This is a genomic window from Prosthecobacter sp., assembly GCF_044222345.1.
Lineage (GTDB): Bacteria > Verrucomicrobiota > Verrucomicrobiia > Verrucomicrobiales > Verrucomicrobiaceae > Prosthecobacter.
This window is the reverse complement of the sequence record NZ_JBGANL010000002.1, coordinates 212,643-239,631: the sequence shown is the minus strand read 5'-3', so window position 1 is coordinate 239,631 and position 26,989 is coordinate 212,643. Positions and strand designations below refer to the sequence as shown.

The following is a 26,989-nucleotide window of genomic DNA, read 5'->3' as shown; positions in this document are numbered from 1 at the left end:
TGCACAGTTCCTTGAATTTCTCGAACTGTTCATCGGTAGAGAGGCTTTTGCATCGTGAGTATAGGCGGTCCATGCTGCCACTGTTTTGTCTTTGACCTCCTCGGCTGACGCACCTCCGTCCTTGAGTGCTTTGACTTTCGCCAGCGCCTCAGTGCGGGTTTGAATGGCGGCAGCGAGCTTCGTCTTTTGCTCCGCGTTGAGATCAGTGATGACCTTCGTCACTTTGGCCGACTCCTTCTGCAACCATTCTGGAATCTGCTTGCCGTCAGCCTCCTGGCCATGGCTGTCGAGCCTGGTCAGAGAGAGTGTTCCGAGGAGGGTGATGATGTTGAGGAAGGCGAAGATGCGGGTGTATTTCATGGTTTGCGTTGGGGTGGGTGTGTTGAACTCGCGAGATTTGCGAGAAAGAGATTTTCCCTGCGTCACGGCAGGAAGGCGAATTCGTTGGAGTTAATCAGGCTGCGGCAGACGAGTGGCAGGCCGGTGGCTTTGGCGACATCGAGACTGGCGGCCAGTTCGTCGGCGTCGGGCTCGCGATTGAGCAGAAGCAGAAAGCAGCGCTTCACGACGGCATCCAGATGGTCTTTGCCGACTTCGCTTTGGGCGCGCTGAGCGATGAACTCACTCTGCTCGACCACGAAATCGCTGTTCATCAAATTGAGCGCCTGCAGCGGTGTGGTGGAGACCGGGCGCTTGGGGCTGACCTGGCCGCAATCCGGGAAGTCAAAGGCGGTGAAAATGCGGTCGTCCACACGGCGCATGCGTTCCTGATAAATCATGCGACGCCAGGTCTCCGGGCCGTGGTTGTCGATGACCTTCCACTGAGCATAGGTTTTTTTCACGTCGTGAATGCGAAAGCTGCGACCACCGAGTGTGGGATCAAGTTTGCCAGAGGCTTGCAGGATGCTGTCACGAATGACCTCCGCTTCCACTCGCTGCGGCGGGTAGCGCCAGAGCAAAGCGGCACCGGCATCCGCCTGCAGTCCGTCATTTCGAGGTGCGCTGGACTGACGAAAGGCATCCGTGAGCACGATGCGACGAATGAGGTCTTTGATGTCCCAGGCTTTCGCCCCCTGGTCCTGCGGCTTCACGAACTCGGCGGCAAGATAATCCAGCAACTCGGGATGCGTCGGCGCAGTCCCGGCTTTGCCAAAATCAGCCGTGGTCGGCACGATGCCGCTGCCAAACAGATGATGCCAGATGCGATTGACGAACACCCGCGCCGTGAGCGGATGCCCGGGCCGCGTGAGCCATTCGGCAAAGCGTTTGCGGCGCTCGGCATCAGGGGTCGAGGAGTCGAGACCGAGGTCACCGTCGAGCACGGCGAATCCTGCGGGCATCACTTCATCGGCGGGATTCTCCGGACTGCCACGGCTAAGGACATGCGTCACTTCAGGCTTGTGAAAGCTGCCGACGAAGCTGTGTCGCGGGCCTTCCTCGGCCAGGGTGTTGAGGTATTCGTGAAGCCGTGTCGAAGCGGTTTTCAACGTGGCGTCTTTTTTCAGCGCGGACCGTGCCTGCTGCGTGCTGGCCACCTCTTTCCACGTGCCGTCCGCCAGCTGCGCGAGGATGCGATAACCGGGGAAGTTGCTCTTGCCGCCCTTGTTGCCATTGTCGAGGTAGTCGGTCTCGAAGTAGTATTCACGGTTCGAGCTGAAACGAAAACGGTTCACCTCCTGTGCCTGCGGAAAATGGATCTCGACCCAAGGGTTCATGCTGCTGCCAGCCACAGCTTTCGATTTCCAAATCATCGTGCCATACTCGCCGTCGTTCGCCTTCTGAACTCCTGCCCCTGGATCGGCCATCGCCGGGTCTTCGACGAGTTTGGTGCCAGCGCTCGCGGCCGCGAGATTTTCTTTAAAGTCCCTGGTGCCAAAGACTTCGAGTTCGTCGATGAATGTCTGTGCTTTGTCGAATTCGATGCGCAGCACCTGCGTGGTCGTGTTGGGAAACACCATGTCCATATAGCCGCCGTTGTCTTCTTCCCAGACGCCGACACCTTCGCGTAATATTTTCCGCTCCCGGTTCAGCTTTGGATACAGCTCATTCGCGCGCTGCACTCGCGGATGGTCCATGGAAAGCTCGGGGCGACGTCCGCCGAATTCGACCCCCTGAAACACGGCGGTGAGCGAGTAGTAATCCTGAATGGAAATAGGATCGAACTTGTGATTGTGGCAGCGAGCACAGCCGACCGTCATACCGAGCATGGAGGCACCCACCGTCTGCATGATTTCATCCAAACGATCTGCACGTGCCTGACGAATGGCTGCGGGCTCACGTCCCACAGTGGCGGCGGGCACATGCGGACCGGCGACAAGGAAACCAGTGGCTTCACCGTTGCCCATCTGATCTCCTGCAAGCTGCTCCCGCACGAACTGATCATATGGCCGGTTTTCGTTGAAGGAGCGGATGACGTAATCACGGTAAATCCACGCGTTTTTGCGATAGAGATTCGCCTCCGATCCATTCGACTCCGCCCAGCGAATGACATCCAGCCAATGCTGCGCCCAACGCTCGCCAAACTGCGGCGAAGCAAGCAGCTCATCCACCAGCACCCGGTACGCTCCGGCTTCATCCGCCTTGGATTCGGTAACAAACTTCGTCACCCGCTCGGGCGTCGGCGGCAAGCCCGTCAGCAGCACGGAAACCCGACGAATCAGCGTGCGCGGATCAGCGACCGGATTGTAGCTGAGGTTTTTGGCATGCAGCTTTGCGAGCAGGAAGGCATCAATGGGCGTCTTGGCCTCTGCCAGCCCGGGGATCTCCGGACGCTGCACCGGCTTCAGTGACCACAGATCAGAAGTCACCTTCACCACGGCATCCATCTGTCCCGGAATCACCGCGCCTTCGGCTATCCATTTCTCCATCAATGCGATTTGCTCAGCGTTTAACGGCTTGCCCTTCGGCGGCATGATCTCGTCTTCATCCGCAGACTTCAGCAGCTCAATGAGATGACTTTTGGTCGGATCGCCAGGAACCACGGACCTGACCCCCGAGTCCCCCCCTTTGAGCAAGATCGGGCGCTGATCCACGCGGAAGCCGGACTTCTGCTTGTCGGGGCCGTGGCAGTCCAGGCAGCGTTCCTTGAGGATGGGCTGAATGTCTTTGTCGAAATCAACGGCATGGGACTCCTGCAGGGTCGCAAAGAAGCAGAGAGCGATGGCGGCTGTACGAACGGGGTTCATCAAAAGACTACTGCCGCCCGCACCTGAACCTCACGCGCTATCTTGAAAATAATCCAGCGCTTCTGAAATGGGTGCCCTGTCGCCTGAGGAAGTCAGCGCCGAATGATCGCAAGCCAGTCTTCCTGCGGCTCGTCCGCAGGCTGTCCGATGCTCGCCCGAGCGCCGCCACGGATGACTTTGACCGAGCCATCCCTGAGCGCACCGCCGGTGCGGGGATTGAACCATTGAACGGTGAAGTCGCCCTGAACGGCGCTGAGATCGAGTTCCGTGCTGCCGCCCTGGGGGAGGTAAACGAGGTAAATCTGCCCGGCTTTGGCGAGGCAATACTTCGAATTGTCGTTCCTGGCATTGCCGATGAGCGCATCGGCGTTCGTCATTTCCCAAAACGGAACCTTGTTCGCCGGGAAAAATTCGAGCGCGATGCGGCAGAAGTCCCAGCTTTTGTCGCGGCTGCGGAAGTCTTCGCAGACCAGATCGTTCTCAGGCAGCGCATAGCCGAAGTAGTATTCCACGCCCGCGCCACCTGCCATGAAGTTGCCCCAGAGGCAGAGCTTGCGGATGTCGTGCAGGGTGTAGGGCTTGGACTTCACATCACCTGTGGTGGCATTTTCCTTCTTTTTGCCCTTCTCGATAGCGAGGCCGTCGGTGCCTTTGTAGCCAGGGTCCTGCGGCACACCGAGTCCGGCGGGGTTCTGCTCATCCTGCGCCACGACCCAAGTTTTGCCTGCCTTGTCGGATGCGCTGACCCAATGCAGCGTGCGCTGGTGCGTGGTGTTCCATCCATTCTGCAATGACACGCCCGTGAGCAGCGATTGATCTCCAATGAGCGCGTCATATTTCAATTCCTGCTGATTGGGGAAGGTGTGGAGGACGATGTGATGATGATACGGGTCGGTGTCGTGCAGATACTTCACCATGTCGCGTACCTCCTCAGCGGACTGCGTGTTCTCCTCGCCGATATTCCAGTTGAGCGCCAGTTCATGGCCGAAGCGCGCGATGATTTCGCGGCAGTAGAGTTTTCTCTCCGGGCCAAGTTTGCCGCCATCGAGTGACTCCGGCACCCGGCCAGGTTTGCTCTCATGCCCCATACGGTCATCATCCATCTCGTTCTCCTGAAGTTTGAAATGCAGATACAGACCGATCTGTGTCGCGTGATCGAATACGATGCCCCATTGGTCGAGCTTGGAGCAGTCATAGTGCATCTTGTCAGTGCGGTCGATGAAGGGCCAGACGTTGTCGCCGTCACCTGCGGCATTGTAGGTGAGGAACGAGAAGGCATTCGCGCCTTTGGATGCGAGATAGTTGATCGCGCCAATCAGTCCCTTGCCTTTGCCGTCCTTCCACGTCGGGTCGCCTGCCTTCCAGTCCTGCAAATGCGGGGACCAGGTCTTAAGCGGCACCTTTGTCGCCTTGCCAGCGGTGGTGTTGTCAAAGTCCACATAGCCTAGCAGGGTCTCAGGCGCATCAGCTCCAGCCTTGAGAAAAGACTCCTGCGAGCCCGCGAACCGAAGATGATGCTTGCCGACATATTCCAGACGCCCCTTGCCCCGGAAATCGCGTCCCGCCTTGTCGGTGGCACCGATCTCGAAGCTGCCAGTGATGCCGTCAAAAGTTTTCAGCGTCTCACCGCCGCCATCGAGCGCCGCGAATTTGCCTGTCGTGAAACTCACGTGGTAAGTCCACTTGCCGGCCTTGTCGGGTGAGAGGTGGGCCTTCCACTTCGTGCCGTTCTCGGCGCTGGATTGTCCTGCATCGCCATCCGCCGCGAAGTAACCGGGCACGACATATTTCGGCATGCCGCTCTCATGCGTGAATGTGACGTTGAACGCATGATCGGTGAAGGGATTGGGTGAGGCATCCTTTTCACTCGCGAAAGGACCGTCGAGAGTGAGGGTGACTTTGTGCCACTGCTTGAGTTCGCCGCTGATGGCAACAGTGCCTTGGCCGCTGCCAGCAGAGGCATGCAGTGTCCATTGAAATGCGACGAGTGCGAAGATGATTGGAAGGCACATGAGTTTAAGAGAATCAGGATTGTTTACCAATTTTGATCAATCACCTTCTGGATGTGAGGACGTGACTCGTCACCCTCATGCAGTTCCTCGCGCTGGCGTTTCAGCTCCGCTTTCAGTTCGCTGATCTTGGCGGCGTATTCGGGGTTCGCGTATTGGTTGTGCATTTCCTGCGGATCGGTGCTCAGATCGTAGAACTCCCAGGCAGGCGACGTGGGCTCGATCTTATAAGACGCGCCCTTCTTCCACGGCATGGTCAGCTTGCCATTGCCGGCCTCGTCTTCGGCCTGGCTGTAGTAGAAGATGAGCTTGCTGTCGGCGGTGCGGATGCCGAAGTGAGCGGGGTTGTCATGATGCATGAGGTGCATCCAGTAGCGGTAATAGGTGGCCGTGCGCCAGTGGGTCAGCGCCTTGCCCTCCAGCGCAGCCTCGAAGCTGCGGCCCTGCATCTGCGGCGGTGCCTTGGCGCCGGCAAGCTCCAGCATCGTCGGCGCAAAGTCGGTGTTGTTGATCAGGTCGCTGTTCACAGTGCCGGCCTTGATGAGCTTCGGGTAGCGCATGATGAAAGGCATCCGCATGGACTCCTCATACATCCAGCGCTTGTCGATGTAGTCGTGCTCGCCCAGCATCATGCCCTGGTCGGAGGTGTAGATGATCACGGTGTTGTCCAGCAGGCCGTTCTTTTTGAGATAATCAAACAGCCGCGCCAAATTGTCGTCCACGCTCTTCACGCAGCGCAGGTAGCGTTTCAGATACTCCTGGTAGGCCTGATGCGTGTACTCGTGTTCATCGAGACCGGGAGAGATGTTGAAGTCGATGCCGTAGTTCCGCACCGGATGCCGCTTTGAAATCGAGGTGCCGATGCGATGCACCAGGCTGTCGTTCTCACCACGCGTGGCCACAGAGCCAAAGCCTGCCGCAGGCTGGTCGTAGAGATTGTCCGGCTCGGGGATCTCCGTGTCCTTCAGATAGTCCGCGTAGCGCGGCGCAAACTCAAACATGTCGTGCGGTGCCTTATGGTGCAGCATAAGGAAGAAGGGCTTCGTCTTGTCGCGCTTCTCCAACCAGTCGAGCCCAATGTCGGTAATGACATCGCTCACATAGCCTTCGTGTTTCACCACATTATTCGGCCAGTCCTTGTCGCCCCGCGCGATGAAGTCGGGATCAAAGTATTTCCCCTGCCCCGGTAGCACCTTGTAATAATCAAAGCTGGCCGGTTCGGCCTCCAGATGCCACTTGCCGATCATCGCGGTCAGGTAGCCCGCCTTCTTCATCTCCTGCGGCAGATAATGGCGCTCCGGCGGCAGCACGCCGTTGAGGTCCGTGACGCCATTGGTCTGTGAATACTGCCCGGTCAGGATCGTCGCACGGCTCGGCGTGCAGATCGAGTTCGTGCAAAACACACGGTCAAAGCGCATGCCTTCCGCCGCCAGCTTGTCGAGCGTCGGCGTGGGGTTCAGCTTCGCAAGCCGCCCGCCGTAAGCCCCCACGGCCTGCGACGTGTGATCATCGGACATGATGTAGAGAATGTTTGGTTTTGCGGCGTGGGCGACTCCGGCAAGGAGTGCGAGTAAGGCGATTAGTCGTTGCATAAGGAATATCGAGAATGAGGGTTCTCCTTTTGTGGCTGTGCGCTACGCACCTTTTTGGCCGTAGTAGGCTCCGGGGCCGTGCTTGCGGAGATGATGCTTTTCGAGGATGTGGCCAGGAATGGGTTGAAGCTGCGGATCGAGTGCTAGGCAGCCGAGCGCCAATTGTGCACACATCTCCAGGGCGATGCTGTTGTTGAGTGAGTCCATCGCGTTCTTCCCGAAGGTGAATGGCGCGTGATGCAACTGCAGCACTGCGGGCATCTCCAATGGATCGAGCCTCAACTGGCTCAAGCGCTCGATGATGGCCACGCCGGTGAAGTGCTCGTAGTCGGAAGCGACTTCCTCTTCAGTGAGCGCTCGCACGATGGGCACGGTGCCGTGGAAATGATCGGCATGAGTGGTGCCAAGGCAAGGCAGCTCGCGTCCCGCCTGACACAGGGTGGTGGCGTGAATGCTGTGGGTGTGTGTGACGCCGCCGATTTGCGGAAGCTCATGATAGAGGTGCAGATGCGTCTTGGTATCACTAGAGGGGCGCAAGCGGCCCTCGATCACACGTCCCGCCAAATCCAAAATTACAATGTCATCTGGCGTGAGGGCTTGGTAATCAACGCCACTGGGTTTGATGCCCCAGAGACCGCTCGCGCGGTCGATGCCGCTGACATTACCCCAAGTCAGACGAACAAGGCCGCTGGCGGGGAGGGCGCGGTTGGCTTCACAAACTTGGATTCTGAGTTCATCAATGGTCATGGTTTCAATTGATGTGTTCATCTCTGTTGCGCACGGATGTCAAGAAGCTGCTTCATCACGTGATGGAGTTGGCCGCTCCACTGTGCAGTGCCGAACGCATCGTGGAGCGTGCGATAAAGTGCATAGAGTTCACGATACACGGCAACGTTCTCAGGCCTCGGGTGATACACCTTTTCGCGGATGGCCGTGAGTTTGCTCTGAAGCTCCTGCCAAGTGCCAGCGCCCGCCGCAACGGCTCCAAAGATGGCGGCACCGAGGGCGCAAGTCTGCTCACTCTGGCTGATTTTCATGGGCTTTCCGATGATGTCGGCGTAGATCTGCATGAGCGTGGTATTCTTGATAGAAACACCGCCAGTGGTGATGACTTCCTCGACCTTCACTCCGTATTCCTCAACGCGCTTGATTATGGTGAGTGCGCCGAATGCAGTGGACTCGATGTAAGCACGGTAAATCTCATGGGCCTCGGTGTGCAACGTGTGCCCAAGTAGCAGGCCAGTGAGTCGCGCATCGACGAGAACGGTGCGATTGCCATTGTTCCAATCCAGCGCAAGCAAGCCGGTGGCACCGGGCTTTTGATCTTCCATAGCCTTCTCCATCTTGACGAATTTCTCGCCCACCGTTTTGCCGTAGCTGTCGGGCACGAGGTGATTGACGAACCACAGGAAGATGTCGCCCACAGCGCTTTGTCCGGCCTCGATGCCATAGAAGCCGGGCAACACGCTGCCACTCACTATGCCGCACACACCAGGAATATCTGCCAGCGGCTTGCTGGTGGGTGTGACCATGAGATCGCAGGTGCTAGTGCCGAGGATCTTCACCAGCGTGCCTTCCTTGATCCCGGCACCGACCGCGCCAGCGTGTGCATCGAACGCACCAATACAGATCGCCGTGCCTTCCTTGAGTCCGATACGCTGAGCCCAATCAGCGCAGAGAACACCAGCTTTAGTATCAGCCGTGTGAGCATCTGAATAGAGACGGTCGCGCAAATCAGCGAGCTTCGGGTCGAGCATGCCAAGGAATTCTTTGTCTGGCAATCCACCCCATTCGGCGCTGAATATTGCTTTGTGCCCAGCGGCGCACACGCTGCGTTTTAACGTGAGCGGATCGGTGTTGCCAGACAACACGGCTGGAATCCAATCGCAGTGTTCGACAAAGCTGAATGCCGCATCAAAGACCTGCGCATCCACGCGACTGAGGCGCAAAATTTTGCTCCAAAACCATTCGCTGGAATAAATGCCCCCGCACTTTGCGATGATGTGCGGGCGCATCTCATGACCCAGCTTCGTGATTTCTTCAGCTTCGGAATGGCTGGTGTGATCTTTCCACAGCCAGACCATCGCGTTAAGGTTGTTTTTGAACTCGGGCAGCAAACCAAGCGGCGTGCCGTCCTGGTTCACCGGGATGGGCGTGCTGCCTGTAGTATCAATGCCGATGCCAATTACCTGTGCGGGATCAAAACCTGCCACCTTTGCCTTCGCCTGCTCCAACGCACCACGCGTGACGTGTTCGAGACCATCAAGGTAGTCCTGTGGATTTTGCCGTGCGACGTTTGGGTCTTTGGGATCGAGCAAGATTCCCGTCTCACCGCTGGGGTAGTTAAAAACGGTGGACCCGACCTCTGCGCCGTTGTCGAGGTCGATGAGAAGCGAGCGGCACGAGTTGGTGCCGTAGTCGATGCCGAGAGAATACTTCTTCATGGAGAATGAATCGAGCGTTGGATGCTGGCGCAACGAAAAGTAGAGTTAGCTTCGATACTTAACGAATTGCCTTCAGCTGGTTGTAATACTCCGGCTTCCAAGCGATGGGGTCGCCGCCGATGACAAACCATTCCACCCATGCCTTCCGCAGCTCCTTCGCGATGTCCATATGCTCGGCGATGACATCCTTCGACTCGGATGGGTCGTTCGCGATATTGAAGAGCATCGGTGGCCCTTGCTCCATGATTTGCATCAGCTTCCAGTCCCCGCGGCGGATGGCCCACGCCGGCGGCGGATTGTCGTGCCCAACGGATTTCTTGCCGACATCCTTTTCAAAGTGCGAGCCGGCCCAAAACAGCGGACGCTCCGGCTGCAAATCCGTACCGGCTTTGAGCGCCGGAAAAAGGCTGATGCCATCGAGCACCTCGTTTTCTGGCGCGGTCAGTCCGGCGGCTTCGAGGGCGGTCGGCAGGATGTCGAGCGAGACGACGGGCTGTTTCCGCACCTGCCCCGCCGTGACACCAGCCGGCCAGCGGACGAGGAATGGCACTTTTTCGCCGCCGTCGTATTGGAATCGCTTGAAGCCGCGCAAGGGAGCGTTGCTGCCTTCCCACCAATAGGGCAGTCCGCCGTTGTCACTGAGAAAGAAGATGAGTGTATTTTTGCCTTTGCCCGACTTATCGAGCGCGTCGAGCAGGCGCCCGATTCCCGCATCGAGTTCCGCCGTCATCGCGGCCTCAACCAACTCCTTCTGCGGGAATCCGGAAAACCGCGCGATGGTTTCCTTCGGGGCCTGATTCGGACCGTGCACCGCATTATACGCGAGATAGATGAAGAAAGGCTTGTCGCCGCTCCTGTCGATGAACTGCAACGTCCGGTCGGTAAAAGCCCGCGTTAGATAGACGTGCTTTTCTACCTTCTTGTGTCCATCGAAGAGAATCGGCGAGTTGAAGTAATCCGTTTGCGCGCTGTCGAACCCGAAGAATTCATCGAAGCCCTTTACCAGCGGATGCTGGCCGGGCTGCTTGGTGCCCATGTGCCATTTACCGATGGCGGCGGTCGCATAACCCGCGTTCTTGAAATGTCGCGGCATCATCGTCTGGTCGCCGGGCACTCCGCCGCCCTTGGTCTGTGAATCGCAGTTGGCATAAATGCCGAATCGCTGCTGGTAACGACCCGTCATCAAACCCGCACGCGAAGGCGCGCATACTGAGCAGGTCACATAGGCCTCGGTGAACTTCGCGCCTTCCGCGGCCAGACGATCAATGTTCGGCGTGGCAACGCGCTTCGGGTCGCCTCCGTAGGCATTTACGATTCCGTAGCCAAGATCGTCGGCGAGGATGACGAGGATGTTGGGCTTTGCCGACGCGGCGTTAGGTGGTGCCTTGTCGCCAACGACGACCTGCGCTGAGGCGGGTGTGAGTACGAGGAGGGCGGAGACAAGGAGGGGTAGCTGAAGTAATTTCATGTGGCTTGATGTCTGTGGGCTGGCTGCTGCGACCTCGGGGCACCGCCTGAGAAGCCTTTATGCGATGAGTTCCTTGATCACCTGACCGCCAAACTGGCTGAGCTGCTTGTATCTGCCCGCGTGATAGTAGGTCAGCTTGTTGTCATCCAGGCCGAGCAACTGCAACAAGGTGACGTGCAAATCGCGGATCGGATGCACCGTTTCAACGGCCTTCAGACCGAGGTCATCAGTGCTGCCGACGATGCCCGGTTTCACACCACCACCCGCCATGAGCATGGTCATGGCCTGGTTGTTGTGGCCGCGTCCGAGGGAATACACACCGCCTCGCTTGTTGTTGTCAGGCGTACGGCCAAATTCGCCCGTCCAGATGACGAGTGTGTCCTCCAGCATGCCGCGCTGCTTCAGATCGCGGATGAGCGCCGCCATGCCACGGTCCACGCTGCGGATGCGCTCCGTGTGGGCGCGTTCAAGGTAGTCGTGGCTGTCCCAGCCTCCGCTGAAGATCTGCACAAAACGCACACCTTTCTCGACCATCTTGCGCGCGAGCAGGCATTGTCGGCCAAAGGTCGCGGTGTCCTTGTCGTTGAGACCATACATCTCGCGCGTGGCCTCGTTTTCGCCCTGGATGTCCACCAGTTCGGGTACTTCCATCTGCATGCGGTAGGCCAGCTCGTAGCTCTCCATGCGCGCGGCAAGTTCCTTGTGCTCCGCATGCTGCACGGCGTGCTGTTCATTGAGAAAGGCCATCTCATCGAGGAAACGGCGCTGGTGCGCACGTGTCTTGAAAGGCTGCGCGTTCAGGTCCAAAATCGGCGAGCCTTCGGGGCGCAGGCGCGTGCCCTGGAAGTTCGCAGGCAGGAAGCCATTGCTCCAGTTCCGCGCACCGCCCTGCGGGTAGGCGAGTTCGGTCATGACCACATAGCCCGGCAGATTCTGATTCACCGAGCCGAGCCCGTAAGTGACCCAAGATCCAAGCGCCGGATCTGCACCAAGGCGGCTGCCGGTGTTCATGTGATACAGCGCCTCGGGATGGTTCAGCGACTCCGCCTGGCAGCCACGGTAGTTGCACAGTTCATCGGCCACATATGGATCTGCGAGGTACTTCCACTGGTCGCACATCTCGATGCCGTTTTTCCCGACCTTGTGGAACTTAAAGGGGCTGCCCACGAAAAATTTAAAGCCCGTCTCCTGACCTGCGGCCAGCTTCGATTCCTTCTTGTGCAGCTCGTTGAGCTTCGGTTTCGGATCAAACGTGTCCATGTGCCCCGGCCCGCCTTCCATGAACAGCATGATCACGTTCTTGGCTTTCGCGGGCAGCATGGGACTCTTTGGCGCGAGCGGAGAGGCAGCGACACCATCCTTCGCGAGCAGATCGGTGAACGCGAGCGAGCCAAGCGAGGCCCCAAGACCGTGGAACATCTGGCGGCGTGTGAATGCGTTTGAGACAGGGCGTGAGCAGAGTGGGTGGTTCATGGTGGTTTCAGTAAAGGTAGGCAAACTCAGGGCTGTTCAGCAGCAGCAGGCACACATCGGCGAGCGCACGCGTGTCAGCGCCCACGTCGGCGGGTTTCTTGTCGGCGGTGTATTTTTCAAAGGCGGGCAGGATTTCCTCATACTCGAAGATCTTGCCGGAGAACTCCTCCACGAGTGAGCGCGTGATGCGTTTGGGATACGTCACCGGTTCCGGCTTCACCCCGCGATGATACTGCTGCATTTCACCGAGATAAGCGGTCAGCCGCTTGCTCTCAGTGGCGGAAGGCGAACGACCAAGCGCGAGCTGAAAGGCGCGGTTGATCTGCGCTTCCGGCGTTTTCGTGTCCTTTTCCACCCGCAACGCGAAAGCGATGGCGCGATCCGTGATGAGATCACTGTTCATCATCGTAAACGCCTGCGGCGACACGGATGCGGAATCGCGCATGTCGCAGGAGTCGTTCGGGTTCGGCTGGTTGAAGACTTCCAGAAAGGGATCGGCCTGACCACGCACACGATACGCGTAAATGCTGCGGCGATTGCGCTCCGCCGGCGTGGGCGAAGCCTGATACGCCGGTGCGAGTGAGAACTGAATCATGCGCGGCTGCAGGGCGACCTCCATGTTTACTTCCGGCATGACAGGAAGGCCACCGAGCGCGGGGTTCAGCTCGCCCGTGATGAACAGCATCGCATCGCGCATTTCCTCGGCGGTCAGACGGCGGTTCGGAAAGTAGGCCAGCCGCTCGTTGTTTGGGTCGTCATTTTTGAGCGTGTCCATCTGCGGATGTCTTGCCGCCATCTGGTAGGCCTGCGACATCATGATGAGCTTATGCATGCGCTTCATCGTCCAGCCGTGCTCCACGAAATCAGCCGCCAGCCAGTCCAGCAGTTCAGGGTGGGTCGGCTTTCCGCCCTTCACACCGAAGTTGTTCGGAGTTCCCGCAATGGGTTTCCCAAAATGATACTGCCAGAGACGGTTCACAATCGAGCGCGTGGTGAGCGGATTGCGCGCATCAGCGATCCACTTCGCCAAGCCCAGGCGGCGGCTGGTCAAATCCTCCGGCAGCACAAACGGGTCACCGTCTGCGCCTTCAACTCCCAGGCCGATTGCGCTGAGCACGCCTGGCTGAACCTTTTCTCCCGGAGCTTCGATGGAGCCCCCGGTGAGGATGTGAGTCTCGGGCTTTAGGCTGGCTTTGATCACCTCCGGCATGCGCAGCTTTCGCGCGTTTTTGAATTTGGCATCACCGCCGTCATAGACGCTCTGCACCATCGGCTCGTAGCGTTCCAGAGCACGCTCCCAGATCCATTCATCCTGCTCGCGCACCTTGAGCTGGCCTTCGTCCACAAAATCCAGGCCTACATTGCGCGCGGGCTTCACCTCGTCGGGCAGGTCCTTGCGTTCCTCGTTTGTCTTGTAAGGCAGGTTGTGCTCCTTGAACCACGCGCGCGCAGCATCTTCGCGCCTCTGGGTGATTTTGTTCTTCTCACCAGTCGCAAACAACAGCATGCGCTGCACAAATATTTTCCCTTCCGCAAAACTATCGCGCCGTTCCTCCGGCAGAAAGCGCAGAGGGCGCTCGGCCATTTGGATGCCCGAGATGGCGGCATACACGCGGTAGTAGTCACGCGTCGGCAGAGGGTCGAACTTGTGATCGTGGCATTTGAAGCAGCGCATCGTCGTTGCCAGAAAGGTCTGGCCGATGGCATTGACGAGATCGTCACGGTAGATCTGCCGCGCCTCCTCGTCCTTCACCATCGCATTGTCCCACGGCCCCATGCGCAGAAAACCGGTCGCCACGATGTCTTCAGCCTCCTCCGGCGTGTAGTCTCCCTTCAGGCGAGTCTGCGCCAGCTTCTTGGCATCGCCACCGAGCCGCTTGAGCGCTGATGCATCAGCCAGTTGATCTCCCGCGAGCTGTTCCAGCACGAACTCATTGTACGGCTTGTCGTTGTTAAGCGAACGAATCACATAATCGCGGTAGCGCCACATGTTGGAGCGCTCGTAATCATTCGCCATGCCCCCGGTGTCAGCGTAGCGTGTCACATCCAGCCAGTGTTGCCCCCAGCGTTCGCCGTAGTGAGGGCTGGCAAGCAGGCGGTCAATGAGCGACTCCCACGCCTTGGCCGCATCCACCTTCCACGCGGTCACGAACGTCGCGACTTCTTCAGGCGTCGGCGGCAGGCCGATGAGATCAAAGCTGGCGCGACGGATCAGTGTGGGCGCATCTGCATGCGCAGCAGGCTCGGTCTTCGTCTTTGCCAGTTTGGCGCGGATGAAATGATCAATCGCATTCCCCGCCAGCGCCTCCGGGACTGCGGGCTTTTTCACCGCCTGAAACGCCCAGATGTCCTCCGGCTTGTAGCGGCGGTACGTCCACGCATCCGCCAGACCGCCGCTGGATTTCAAAATGACGCCATCCGCATTCGACACCACCGCCCACTCAGCTTCACGTAGTTTTTTTTGCTCCGCCTCGTCCGGCCACGGCGCGCCGGCATCAATCCACGCCCGCAACAGTTCGGTCTGCTCCTTCGTCAGCCGGTCATTCTCCTTCGGTGGCATCTCCAAATCTGCATTCTCCCACGTCACCGCGACAAACATCGAGCTCTCCTCCGCCTTGCCAGGCACCAGCACCTTGTCCGAATTTTCACCACCTTTCAGCAGCCCCTCTCGGCTCAGCATGTTCAGGTCGCCCTTGATCTTCTCCTTGTCATCGCCGTGGCAGGCAAAGCACTTCTCCTTGAGCAGCGGCAAAACCTTCAGCGTGAAGCTGCGCGCAGCAGCGGCCTCGTCGGCTGGCGCGCCGTGCAGTGCAGAAGCAAGGGAAAGCGTGAATGCAGCAAAAGCGGATGAAATGCGATAGATGGTGCCCATGGGTGGTCAGGTGTGTCTACCTGCAAATGCCGCTTCTGGGGAAAGGTTAACGGCAAAACGCACCTTCCTTTGAGGATGTCCTCTGCAGGCTGCTAAGGCCTGCCATGTTCGTAGATCGCGGAAATCTCCGTGGCAGGCAGAGCGGCATCAAACAGCAGGAACTCATCCATGCTGCCGTTGAGATTGCGCACCGCGAACTCGGCGTCCTTGCGGTACGCGGGCTCGCTCCAGTTGCCGATGGAGGCATTGCCAATGCGCACGTCCTCCACCAGAAAATCATCAGGCACCGTCTCGCTGCCCAGTATTTCTCCATTGAGAAAATGCGTCACCGTTCCGGCCTTCACGTCATACACCACCGCCAGCATCAGCCACTGGCCGCTCAGAGATGTGTTCCAAAACGGCGGCGAGAAGGCGTTGTGTTTGTCGGGCCTGCCTTTGGCTTTTTCTGATAGAGCCAATTTTTTCACCGAGAAAAACAGCCGTCCATCTCGGGTGATCTGCCAGTGCGGTGCGCCGACTTCATGCCCGTCGGTGAGAAAGAGCGAATTGTAGAGCCGGTCGACGCTGTTGATTTTCACCCAGCACAGCATCGTCAGCGAGCCATGCTCACCCGGCACGCTCACCCGCACCCGGCTGCCTGCGGGACTGAAATCCAGCGCGCCATCCGTCGTGCCCCAGCGATCCTCCGCACGCCGCGCGGCCACGATGGCCCCCGCACCAGGCCTGGCTGCCGATGTCGAGGCAAGATTGCGCACCAGGCGCTCGCCCGAATCAGAAACATCCATGCGGTAGCTCGCCAGCAGGCGCGGGTCCTTCAGCAGCTTCTCGCTGTAGCGCAACCAGTCGGCGCGGCGGTGTTTCTGCGCCTCCTCATGCCGCATTTTTATTTCTGATAGTCCGACAAAGCGTGACTGGTCCGCTGGCAGGGCCGCATGATCACCACCCGCCTGCCAGCGCAGGGCCTCGCCGCCAACCATGCTCTGCATCTTGGCAGCGCGCGGATGCCACTCCACCTCGCCTTGAAGCACATGCAGCTCCGAGCTTTGCGCCGAAGCATTCACCGCGAACTCAGTACCGAGATCGACCACATCACCCTCTGGGGTGTGAATGCGGAAGCCATGCGCCGTCTCCGGCACATGAGCGCGCACCCGGCCCTGCGTCAGCCGCATTTCCATCGGTGAAAGCACCTCAAACTCCGCCGTTCCTTCCACGACCAGCCGTACGCCGCTGAAGAGTTCCACCTGCGCAAGGCCAGACTCCAGCTTGACCAGACCGGCGGGCAGCAGCGCACCATCGGCCATCGCGCCTGCTTTCCCCGCCCAAACCGCATCCACCTGGCTCACCAGCGCGGCATAGCCATTCGCGGTAGGTTCCACCTCTGCCACGGAAACCGGACGCTCAGGCCGTACTAGGAACAGCGCCGCAACTCCAACGAATGCCACCCACAGTGCCGCCATCGCCAGCCAGGACGGCGTGGTTTTCCACCGCACCGGTGCCTTCTTCTCGGGGATCTGCTTCGCCTGTTCGACCAGCGCCATCGACAACTGCACGCGCTCATAGTACGCCGTACGCGCCTCGGGATCGACCGATAGCTCCGCCTCCAGCCGGAGGAAATCCGCCTCGCTGATCCGTTCCTCAATCAAGTCGTCGATGAGTTCATTGCGTTCCGCCGGGTTCATGATTCCGCCTCCAGAGGTGCGAGTTGTTTTTCAATGCAGCCCAGCAGCGCATTGCGCAGGCGGTGCAGCGTCACCTTCAGGCCGCCCACGCTGCGGCCCGCCCGCTGCGCGTAATCCTCCAGCGTGCCCGCCGAAGCCGTGTAGCGGTGCAGCAGCAGCTCGCGGTCCTGCGGCCGCAGTTTTTCCAGACACCCTTTCAGCGCTTCATGCCGCCGCTCCGTGTCATCGTCCCGCGCAGCGATCTCCTCTGCAAAAGTTTGCTCCAGATCCTCGCCAAACACCAGTCGCGAGTCCCGCGCCTGCTGCTTCCGGTAGTTCAGCACCTCATAGCGTGCCACGCTGAACGCCCATGCTTTAAAATTCGTGCCCAGCGTGAAATCCCCGCGCTTCTTCCACAGCGTCGCATTCGCCTGCTGCACCACATCCGGTGCCGCCGGATCACCCGGAAGCAGCGACTGCACATACAGCCGCAACGGCATCTGGATGTCGGTCAGCTGCGCGACAAAGTCGCTCTCCTGCTGGGATTCGTTCATGTGGGGGGAATTCACATGCAAATGCCGGCCTCCGTCAAAGGTTAACAAGATTTCGACAGGATGTCCATGAACCCACCTATTCGTCGAAAGTGACTGCCAAACTTTTATTGTTTCGTCGCCACGCTCACTTCCGCTCCCACACGCGGACGTAGTCCACCTCCATCGAGGTAGGAAAGCCCTGAGGCGTTGCGGCTTTTGGCTGGGGTTTCATGTCCTGGCCCACCCAGCCAATGTGCGGATGGCGCAGGCCGAGCGAAAGAGTGACATTCATAGGCAGGTGCCAATACTTGTTCGGTTTCCTCGCGACTTCTTTGCCGTCGATATACCAAACGATGGTCTCTGGGGTGACATCGCAACCATAGACGTGGAAGTCCTCGCGCGGGTCCCACGGGGCTGTCCAGGCGCTCTTGCAGAGCGCGGGGTCTGTCCCGGGACGAACCCATTTCACGTTGCCGTCTTTGTCGGCGAGTCGCAGATGGAGGTTCATGTCGATCTGATGGACGGAATCGCGTACGTTGGTCTCGCGATTGAGTTCGTTCATTTGCAGTTCGACGAAATCGATCTCACAGTAGCGCACCTCGCCAGTTGTGGCCTTGCCGTCGCTGAACATCCAGAACGCCGGGCAAGCTCCAGGGAAGAGACTGCACCCTTTGATTCTCGCCTCGTAGTAGCCGTAGGTTCGCTTCAGTTTCGAGCGGAGGATGCCTGATTTGTAAAATAGTGGCTGTCCTTGCTTCCTCGCATGAGGATCGTAGGTCATGCTCAGGATCAGCTTCCCGTCTTTTTGCACTGCGTTCTTCTCTTCCCAAGTCCAAGGTCCCCAGCTTGCGACTTTTGTAGTCCACTTTCGGGCATCGGCCTCTGCTCCATCGAACTCATCGGAAAAAGCAGGTCTGGGCTCCCACTGGCCGGTTTGCCCAAGGGGGCCGACGGGAGGTGTCTGAGCGTGCGCCGACGCGACGAACGTTAGAGAGACGATGAGGGGCAGGAGCTTCGCGATCATTGTTTGGTTCGTGGTTGGTAGAGTGATTCACCCATCGCACGGCTGGCGGTGATGAGTTCAGCATACGGCGTGTCGCACACATCGGTGAAGCCGATTTGGTAGTTTTCACCATCCCAGAGCCGGCCCGTCGTTGGGGAGTCACTGAATTGAAACCAATGACAGCCGACGATGTTGGGATGCTTCAAGCAATCAGTGACAAAGCGCGTGAAGTGCTCAGCGCGGTCGGCCTGATTCTTCACGGGAACGAGGCCGGTATGGAATAGGCCGCGATCAAGCGCGCCGTAGTGAAACTCACCGACGAGATAGGGCTTGTCGCCGGCCTTTTGAAGTTCGGGGAAATGATCCGCAAGTTGCTGCTCGTAGATGTTGAAGCTGACGACATCGCAATGCCGGGTGCTGGCCATGGCGGCGATGGGATTGACGGTGCCGCCCATGAGCCGACAGCCGAGGTAGAGGTGGTTTGGCGCATACTCCTTCAAGGCTTTGCGGACCTTGATGAAGTAGGTGTCGGCGACTTTTTCGGAGAAGGCTTCGAGGTCGGCTTTGGCATCTGGGATCGCGGGTGAGGTGGTTGAGGTCAGCATGGCATCCCAAGAGGCGTGCGCGGTTTTCCAAACCTCGTTCAGCGCCGTAATGGTGTCGAATTTGGCCTTCAGGTCGGCGATGAAAACTTGCTTGGCTTTCTGTTCGGGAGGTGACGCCAGGGCACCGAGAGCGAGGGCTGTGGTGTCTCCCCAACTGAGTTCATTGTCCACGAAGTAGCCGATGCACCAGGGGTCGTTGATGCTGGCGAGGTGTTGCTTCCATTTCATGCGCTGGCGCATCTGGGCCATGAAGTCGGGCTGAAAGGGATCAACGAACTTGCCCCAGTAGCCCCTGGTGCCTTCGATAGGCGGACCGTCTGCGTTAAAGATGACGGTGTAGGGTGTCTTTTTCCTGGTCCACAGCATGTGGTCCGAATGGTTGCCGAGAGTGTTGATACCCCAGGCGGGAAGACGCTCCGTTGTGATCTGGTAGAAGGACTGTTGCCAGTCGCCGCCATATTTCAGCATCAGGTTATGCTTCGAGAAATTGAAGCCTCGGGCATTCTTCCCGAAGTAGTAATAGCCCGCCATGTTGCCCATCCAGCTCAGATAAAAGGCTTTGTTGGCTTCGTCGTCTGGTGGCAGCCCCTCGAACCAATGCTTTCGCTCGTCGATGATGGTGGCGTCGCCGATGCCCACGCCGTCGATGCCGAGTGAAAAGAAAAGGTGGCCGTCAGGATCAACGAGCTGCCATTTGCCTTCGTGCTTCGCAGTGCGAAAAAAACCCGTGGCTTCGAGCTGTGGACCGTCTTTCCATCCACCGAAGCGATCCCATGACGCCGGTGCTTGGGTGGAGGCGAGATGCATGGACTCTTCGTCTCTACGGGAGAGCATCTCTGCGACGGAGTGAGTTTTGCCCGGCCAATCCCGATGGATGAACTGCCCGAACCGGTCGATCAATGGAAACGGTTTCTCGGGTGCTGGCTCCAGTTTGTTGGGCGTGCCTTCAAGTCGCAAACTGCCGACCTCGAAGGTGAGCGGTTTTTCGAGTTTGAAGAGGAAGAAGGTGATTTTGGAGACGTGCTCCAAATGAAACGTCTTTTCTTGGAAAAACGGGATGCCTCTCATGCCGATCAAGTCTTCCTTCTTGATGCCGTGATACTCCACAAACGGCAGCAACGGAATGCGGACCTCCTTGGTCTCGCCTGCCTTCAAATAAATGCCGGTGGTGCGGTCGAGTTCTTTGGCACCCGGCATGTCCTTGGGCCGGCTGTCAATGCGGCACTGGAGCTGCATGGAGTCCGTCTGCGGATTCTTCAGCGTGAACACAAGGTCGCCATATTGCGAGACATCAAGTCCATCCGTCATCGGAAAGGTCACTCCAGGCCAGTCAAGGCCGGTTCTGGCGACGACCTTCAGGGCAGGTCCTTTGTGGCCGTTAACGAGCGACATCTGAACGGCTCTCGGCTGGACTTGCTTGAGCGTGGCCTCTTGAGAGAAATCGAGGAGGACGCGGTCAGCAGCGTGAGCTGTGGACAGCGAGGCAAGGAGAAGGAGGGAGAGGATTCGCATGGGATGTGATGAATGAAGGGCGGTCTTTACCTGTGGCTAGTCGGCCTTCGGCTTGCCCTTGCCTGGCTTCTCATAAGCCGTGGCACCGGGGAACGCGGGTGGGACCATCTGCGCATCCCAGCCTTTGATGCTTTCGCTCATGGCTTTCACCGTATCCGGTTTGTCGCCTTGCAGGTTGGTCTTTTCACCGACGTCAGTTTTCAGATCGTAAAGCGACAACTGGTTGCCGCCGAGTTTCACCAGTTTGGCGTCTCCCTCCCGCATGGCCATGCTGGGGCCGGTGCGCCAGAAGAGTTGTGCATGAGCCGCCTCTTTCTTCTCGCCGCTGAGGTAGGGAATGAGATTCATGCTGTCGTAGATCTTGTCGGTCGGCATGGTGACGCCTGCCACGGCCAGCGATGTGGCGAAGACATCCAGCGAACTGACCGGCAGATCGTAGTTCGCACCGGCTGGCAGCTTGGCGGACCACTTCACCACGAAAGGCACGCGCATCCCGCCCTCATAGACATCCCCTTTGCCGCCGTGAAGGGGAGCGTTGTTTGAGCCATTTCCTTTGCTGCCAATTGGGCCACCATTGTCGCTGAAGAAAAAGACCAGCGTGTTTTGATCTTGTCCCGAAGCACGCATCGAATCCAACGCAGCACCGATGGCATCGTCCATCAGGCTGACCTGGGCAGCATACTTGCGCCGCAATGGATCGGCGATGGCGGCAAATTGAGCGAGGCGCTCTGCGGTCGGCTCGTTCGGCATGTGCGGCGCGTTGAAGGCGAGGTAAAGGAACCATGGCTCGCTCTTGTGCCGCTTGATGAAATCCGCAGCTTCGTTACCCAGCGAGGTGGTGAGATGCTCCTTGATCTCCACTGGCTTGCCGTTGCGTTCGATGGGCACGGTGTATTCGTTTTTGATGTCCACCTTCCAGTTAAGGAATTTGTGGCCTCCACCGATGAAGCCAAAGGTCTCCCCGAAGCCACGATTCTCCGGCCGAAACTCAGGTGCTGCACCGAGGTGCCATTTGCCGATCCAGCCTGTCTTGTAGCCAGCCTTGCCGAGATACTCTGGCAACAACTTTTCACTCAGCGGCAGACCCTCTTTGTGATCGGCTGGATTGTAATACGGATTGAGTTGATGCCCGAAGCGATGCTGATAGCGCCCCGTCATCAACCCCGCCCGCGTTGGACTGCAAAAGGGATGCGAGACATATCCGCTGGTGCAGTGCATGCCCTCGGCAGCCAGTCGGTCGAGATGCGGCGTGGGGATGTCTTTGCAGCCTTGGAAACCCACATCCCCATAGCCGTGATCGTCCGAGACGATGAGAAGGATGTTGGGTTTGTCGGCGGCTTGAGTCTCACGCAGGCTCGCTGAGGCGCTGAGACAGATGAGAAGGAAAAGGGATAATCTTTGAGGTTTCATGTTAAGGTGTACTGTTGGAAAGTGTTGTGGGTCAGTATTCTGGGCTATTTCAACTGCGCCCGCAGTTGCTCCAGGTGCGCTTTGGTGACTTCAGGATTGGCTTTCGCAACGTTCACAGCTTCGTGCGGATCGTTGTCGTGATCGTAGAGTTCTTCGGCGAACGGCGTTTCATCCAGCGCCCGGCGGTCCAGCCAGGCAGTGTAGCGGTAGCGATCCGTGCGGATGCTGTAGCCCATGAGATGGTTGTTGAAGAGCTCCGCATCGTAACGCGCACCGTGCTCCAGTTTGAGCCTGGCTTCCACCGCTTCAATCACGGGGCCGAAGTAGGTGCCGCGCATGGCCGTCGAAAGCGGGCGTGCAGCCCACTCACGCAAGGCAGGTGACGGGAACTGGCTCAAGGCGGCACCTTTCCATTTTTGCTCGGGGTCCTTGAGCAATGGCACGAAGCTTTTGCCTTCGAGAGCGTGGGGCACTGGCAGGTGGACCAGTTCGCAGAGCGTGGGATACACATCGACGAACTCAACAAGTGCCCGCGTTCCCTTCCCTTTGGCGGCCATGGTTGGTGCGCTCACGATGAGTGGTGCGCGCGTGGCGACTTCATAGTTGGTGGCTTTTCCCCAGATGCCATACTCTCCGAGATGCCAGCCATGGTCACCCCAGACGACGACGATGGTGTTCTCGCGCAGACCGAGTGCATCCAGCTCCGCGAGCACGCGGCCGATCTGTGCGTCCACGAAGCTGGCACAGGCATAGTAGGCGCGCAGCAGTTCGCGGCTGCTGCGTTCATCAATCGGACCACTCGTCGGCACCAGCGTGCGGGTGCGCAGTTCAAAGGAGCTGTGCCTCGCGATGCTCGGCGCATCCTGCGGCGGATTCGGTGTGTCGGTCAGCGTCAGCTTCGCCGGATCGTAGAGATCGAAGTATTTCTTCGGTGCGACGAAGGGCAGATGCGGCTTCACGAAGCCCACGCCGAGAAAGAATGGTTTCCCCTTCAATTCGCGCAAGGTCGCGATGGCAGCATCAGCAGTCCGGCCATCCGGGTACTCGCTGTCGCCAGAGTCGGCACTTTCCCAGGCTGGGTCCGCTCCCATGCCTTGGAGTTGTTCGCTCCTGCCATACTTGGCCTCGGATTCCTCCCGCCGCTTTTTGGCGGTGGCGATGCTCTCCGGCAGCTTGTACTCCTGGCCCTTGGGCAGCTCATTGACCTTGTGACTCCATGAAATGGCGTCGTCGGTTTGTCCGGCATGGAAAACCTTGCCCACATACAGCGACGTGTAGCCATTCGCTTTGAAATGCTGCGGCAGCGTCACGACATCCGGCACTGTGTTGCGGAAAAAGGTGTCGATCTCCTCAATCTTGAGCGTGTCCGGCCTCAGTCCGGTGAGCATGCACGCCCGCGATGGGCCGCAGATGGCATACTGGGTGTAGGCGCGTTCAAAGCGCAGTCCCGTGCTCGCAAGTTGATCGAGATGAGGCGTTTTAACTTCTTGGTTGCCATAGCAGCCCAGCTCAGGCCGAAGATCATCAATGGCGATGAAGAGCACGTTGGGCTTATTCCGGGCTGCCTTGGCCGAGGCGGGCTTGTCGGCGGCATGCGTCTCATGCAGAGTCGCGCAGACACAGAGGAAGGTGAGATGGAACCGCAGAACGCGGGCAAACATGGGAGTCATCCCCCTATCACTGCCGAGACTTCAAAAACCTCACGTCCTCTTTCATAAAAATTAACCTTCACTCTTCCGTCGGTGTGCCTGCTGCGTGCAGCGCCTTGATTTCCGTGGCGGTGAGTGCGGCGTTGAAGATGGCCAGCTCATCCATGCGACCATTCAAATTACGCACGGCGAACTGCGCGTCATTGGCCTTGAAGGGCAGGCCCCAGCTCCCGATCTCGGCAGCACCAATGCGCAGCGTGGCGATGTGAAACTTGTCTGGAATTTGCTCCCGACTGAGTTCCACGCCATTTAGAAAGTGGGCCACCTCTCGCCGTCCAGGATCGTACGTGGATGCAAGATGCAGCCATTTGCCGCTCATGGAGTCCTGCCAAAACGGCGGCGAGTAATAAAGGCGATGCAGCCCGCGGTCGCCTGGTTTCATCGGTTCCTTCGTGTCATCCACCATCACGGAGAGCATGAGCTTCCCATCCTCCCGGATCTGCCAGTGCGGCTCGCCCGTGTTGTAGTTGTCACCCATAAACAGCGCGTTGTAGAGACGGCTGAGACTGTCGATCCGCACCCAGGTGGCGAAGGTGAATGCGCTGAACTCGCCGGGTATTTGGACGCGGGCACGGGCATCAGGTCGCTTAACATCCAAGGCGCTTTTTTTTGCATCGAACCGTCCGGGAAGACGATTGGCAAAACCAAGCAGGATCGCATCGCAAGGCTTGCTGCCATCCGCATGCAGTGAGCGATCATGCAACGCCGTATCCGTCCAGTCCTCAGCGGCCATCGGATAGTAGGCGATGAGGCGGGGATCGCGGCGAAGCTTTCGAGAATGCTCTTCCCATTGCGCAAACTCGCGGCGCTCGCGTTCGGCATCGCCGGAGCGGATCTCGCTGAGTCCAGCAGAGGCCGGAGCCTGATCGCTGAGAGTTGCTTTCAGCCCATCGGGCTTGAGTTGCAGCGCATCGCCACCCAGCACTTCACGCGCTGCACCCTTGCTAGGATGAACAATGACCTTCCCCTCCAAAACTTGAACTTGAGAAGCTCCCGGCTGCACGGAAAGAGCGAACTCAGTGCCCAGGTCCTCCACTTCCCCCTGCGCAGTGAGAATGCGAAACCCACGCGCTGCCGGCGGCACCACGGCACGGAGATGACCGCTGACGCAGGTGGCCCCCCAGGCGGAGGTTATGTCCAGTTCCGCCGGCCCTTGCACGACCACGGTGGCTCCGCAGAAAAAATCAATCTGTATCAGGCCAGACTGCAGTCTCAGCTTTCCTTCAGCAAGCAGATCTCCAGATCGCCTAGCTGTCTCGCCTTCAGCCCACTCGGGTTGCAGCACACGACGAACCACGGCATAACCCTGCATGGTGGTCTCTTCGCTCTCAGACTTCGCCATACCCGAAATGGGTATCTTTTGCGGCCAAAGCCAAAGCGTGGCCAGCACGGCGATGGATGCCGCCAGCGCCACCGGCAGCCATGTCGAACGCCACCGAGTTGCAGGTTTTGCCTCCAGTTGGTTCGGCCGCCAGGCCTCAATAAGAGGCGACACGTCCGCAGCCTTTGCACGCAATTGCGCATCCAGCCGCAGGTAGCGCCTCAGTCTCTCACGTGCTCCAGAATTCGTCCGCAGATGCTCCTCGAATGCCCCGAAAGCATCGGCATCGAGAGTCCCGTTCACATAAGCCTCAATCCATTGCTGCTCTTGTTCGCTCTCGAAGTTCATGCGTGTTCCTCCTGTTTAAGAGAGGCCTCCATGCAATGCATCAGATCCTGGCGGATGCGGTTCAGCGTCATGTAGAGGGTGTTGGGCCGGCGGCCTTGCTTTGCCGCGATGTCAGTGATCTGCACCCCCGGCGTATAGGCGAGCATGACGAGCTCACGCTTCGCCTCCGGCAGTTTTTCCAGACAAGCATCCAGCGCCCGCTGCTCCCGGCTGCCCAGCGCGGCCGCTTGCGAGACCTCCGCCTCAGCCTGCGCCTCATCTGCCAGCAGTTCCATGATGCTCTCGCTAAAGACCAGCCGGTCCCGCGCCATTTTCCGTCGATACGCCAGCACCTCAAAGCGCGCCACGACGCAGGCCCACTTCATAAAAACCGTATTCAGATCAAACTGCGCAAACTTCCGCCACAGCGCCAGCGCCGTCCGTTGCATGACCTCATCCACATCCTCCCACGAAGGCAGCAGCGACCTCGTAAAAGCACGCAGATCCCCCTCGTGGCGTGCGAATAGCGCGACAAAGGTTTCGTAGTGGTCAGAGTTGTCCGAGTCCGGTGGCATCGAACGAATACTGCCACCATTGCCGAAACCTCACACCCGAAATGATCGAATTGAGGCGGCTTTGAAGCCAGTCTCTCAGCAGGAGGAGCGTTGGTATTGCCGTAAATGAGCATGAGACTTCAGTGCGCCATGCTAAATTCCGGCGTGGAAATAACAGGCAAGCGACCGGGATCACTTTGAAGCTGAATCAGCAATAGCTAAAAAAGAACTCGATGATGGCTTGCCGCCACCATCGAGCTTTATTTTCTTCATACCGACAATCCGACATGGGTATCAAGCAGGCCATGCAGAGCCTCCGTGCGTTTCGGCAACTCCACCAGATTGCCTTCCTTCAACGATTCGGTGAACGCGTTGAACAAACTCCACACATTTCGTCCTTCAAAGGCATCATGCCTTGGCTCGCGCCACTCGTGAAGCACAGGTGGGATGAGACGGTTGCTGCAGACGCCGACATCTGTGGCGCGGATGACGAGGTCATGGGCTTCGATGTCGGTGATCTCGGCTTCTTTATAGGCAGCGATACGTTTGTCCTGATCATGCCATTTGGCGAGCAGAATTCCGATGGACCGGCTGACCAATTGAGGCAGGTCGCGCACGATGAAGCGGGTGTGTTTGCGGGCGAATTTGATCTCGCCACTGAAGCTCAAATTATCGCAAACCAGAACTGCGGCCCCGGCGACGATGCCTGCGGGAAACGTTTTGTCGTGGCTGTTGCGCAGTCCGAGCACCCAGCAGTAGTCGTCGCTGGATTTCTGGGCATGAACTTCCATAAGACCGAAGTAGCGCTGGCCCTCGTGGGACAGCGAGTGGGCTTGCGTACCGATGCGCAGATTGGTGGTGGCCAGTGTGCGCTGGACGGTGGTGATGAGCTGATGATGGGAAATGGGACACCAGCTTTCGGTGGAGCGTGGTGTCCTGACTTTGCTGACTTCATCAAGGGCAACGTTTTGAGCACCGCAATGGAGGATTAGGTTAGGGGCTCTGCGAGAGGTGATAACGGCTTGAGGTTCAAGATTTGCAATCATGATGGTGTTATGGTTTGGGGTTGAAAACGTCAGGAAAAAAGACGCTCGATTCTTTTGATGACAGGAACTGCGAGTAACCGGGCCGCAAGCTCGCCTGAGCTGGTCCAGTAGCGATCACCCGCCACTTCCCGCCACTCGACCTTGATGGTGCCGAGCGGGGTGATGATCGTGGCTCGTTTGAGTCGCTCGTGTTTGTCGAAGACAATGGACGAAATGCGTTTCATGAAATGACAAGAGCCAGACACACCGATGAGGGCGCGTCTGGCTC

Annotated in this window: 18 protein-coding genes; all 18 read right to left on the bottom strand. The window is 58.6% G+C overall.

What is annotated here, in order from left to right; translation table 11 throughout:
- Positions 1-422: 422 nt before the first annotated feature.
- Entirely contained in the window at positions 423-3,185 is a 2,763-nt protein-coding gene (locus tag ACILSL_RS02605; protein ID WP_395730439.1) for a PSD1 and planctomycete cytochrome C domain-containing protein, read from the bottom strand.
- A gap of 92 nt (positions 3,186-3,277) precedes the next feature.
- Positions 3,278-5,197: a DUF5060 domain-containing protein gene (locus ACILSL_RS02600; protein WP_395730438.1), complete on the bottom strand. Its 1,920-nt coding sequence runs from the start codon at positions 5,195-5,197 to the stop codon at positions 3,278-3,280.
- Between the two features lie 23 nt (positions 5,198-5,220).
- The gene (locus ACILSL_RS02595; RefSeq protein WP_395730437.1) at positions 5,221-6,786 is read right to left on the bottom strand and encodes a sulfatase; all 1,566 of its coding nucleotides are present in this window, start codon (positions 6,784-6,786) and stop codon (positions 5,221-5,223) included.
- Positions 6,787-6,828: 42 nt separating this feature from the next.
- A complete protein-coding gene (araD, locus tag ACILSL_RS02590) occupies positions 6,829-7,554 on the bottom strand; it encodes an L-ribulose-5-phosphate 4-epimerase AraD (RefSeq protein ID WP_395730436.1) in 726 nt (241 codons plus the stop codon).
- Positions 7,551-9,230: a ribulokinase gene (locus ACILSL_RS02585; RefSeq protein ID WP_395730435.1), complete on the bottom strand. Its 1,680-nt coding sequence runs from the start codon at positions 9,228-9,230 to the stop codon at positions 7,551-7,553. The genes araD and ACILSL_RS02585 overlap by 4 nt, the downstream gene beginning before the upstream one ends.
- A gap of 58 nt (positions 9,231-9,288) precedes the next feature.
- A complete protein-coding gene (locus ACILSL_RS02580) occupies positions 9,289-10,698 on the bottom strand; it encodes a sulfatase-like hydrolase/transferase (RefSeq protein ID WP_395730434.1) in 1,410 nt (469 codons plus the stop codon).
- A gap of 57 nt (positions 10,699-10,755) precedes the next feature.
- On the bottom strand, positions 10,756-12,171 hold the full coding sequence (locus tag ACILSL_RS02575) for a DUF1501 domain-containing protein (protein WP_395730433.1): 1,416 nt from the start codon (positions 12,169-12,171) through the stop codon (positions 10,756-10,758).
- 7 nt (positions 12,172-12,178) lie between these two features.
- Complete coding sequence (locus tag ACILSL_RS02570; protein WP_395730432.1) at positions 12,179-15,043, bottom strand: PSD1 and planctomycete cytochrome C domain-containing protein; 2,865 nt, start codon at positions 15,041-15,043, stop codon at positions 12,179-12,181.
- Positions 15,044-15,135: 92 nt separating this feature from the next.
- Positions 15,136-16,722 (bottom strand): LamG-like jellyroll fold domain-containing protein, encoded by a 1,587-nt coding sequence (locus ACILSL_RS02565; RefSeq protein ID WP_395730431.1) that lies wholly within the window; start codon positions 16,720-16,722, stop codon positions 15,136-15,138.
- Positions 16,719-17,255, bottom strand: a complete 537-nt coding sequence (locus ACILSL_RS02560) for a sigma-70 family RNA polymerase sigma factor (protein ID WP_395730430.1) — start codon at positions 17,253-17,255, stop codon at positions 16,719-16,721. The genes ACILSL_RS02565 and ACILSL_RS02560 overlap by 4 nt, the downstream gene beginning before the upstream one ends.
- A 124-nt stretch (positions 17,256-17,379) precedes the next feature.
- On the bottom strand, positions 17,380-18,258 hold the full coding sequence (locus tag ACILSL_RS02555) for a kappa-carrageenase (RefSeq protein WP_395730429.1): 879 nt from the start codon (positions 18,256-18,258) through the stop codon (positions 17,380-17,382).
- Entirely contained in the window at positions 18,255-20,354 is a 2,100-nt protein-coding gene (locus ACILSL_RS02550; protein WP_395730428.1) for a beta-agarase, read from the bottom strand. Before ACILSL_RS02550 ends, ACILSL_RS02555 begins: the two co-directional genes overlap by 4 nt.
- A 36-nt stretch (positions 20,355-20,390) precedes the next feature.
- Positions 20,391-21,764: a sulfatase-like hydrolase/transferase gene (locus tag ACILSL_RS02545; RefSeq protein WP_395730427.1), complete on the bottom strand. Its 1,374-nt coding sequence runs from the start codon at positions 21,762-21,764 to the stop codon at positions 20,391-20,393.
- Between the two features lie 44 nt (positions 21,765-21,808).
- Positions 21,809-23,425: a sulfatase gene (locus ACILSL_RS02540; protein WP_395730426.1), complete on the bottom strand. Its 1,617-nt coding sequence runs from the start codon at positions 23,423-23,425 to the stop codon at positions 21,809-21,811.
- A 67-nt stretch (positions 23,426-23,492) separates the two neighbouring features.
- Complete coding sequence (locus tag ACILSL_RS02535) at positions 23,493-25,142, bottom strand: LamG-like jellyroll fold domain-containing protein (protein ID WP_395730425.1); 1,650 nt, start codon at positions 25,140-25,142, stop codon at positions 23,493-23,495.
- Entirely contained in the window at positions 25,139-25,696 is a 558-nt protein-coding gene (locus ACILSL_RS02530; protein ID WP_395730424.1) for a sigma-70 family RNA polymerase sigma factor, read from the bottom strand. The genes ACILSL_RS02535 and ACILSL_RS02530 overlap by 4 nt, the downstream gene beginning before the upstream one ends.
- A gap of 248 nt (positions 25,697-25,944) precedes the next feature.
- Entirely contained in the window at positions 25,945-26,721 is a 777-nt protein-coding gene (locus tag ACILSL_RS02525) for a DUF932 domain-containing protein (RefSeq protein ID WP_395730423.1), read from the bottom strand.
- Positions 26,722-26,750: 29 nt separating this feature from the next.
- The gene (locus tag ACILSL_RS02520; protein WP_395730422.1) at positions 26,751-26,945 is read right to left on the bottom strand and encodes a hypothetical protein; all 195 of its coding nucleotides are present in this window, start codon (positions 26,943-26,945) and stop codon (positions 26,751-26,753) included.
- Positions 26,946-26,989: the final 44 nt, after the last annotated feature.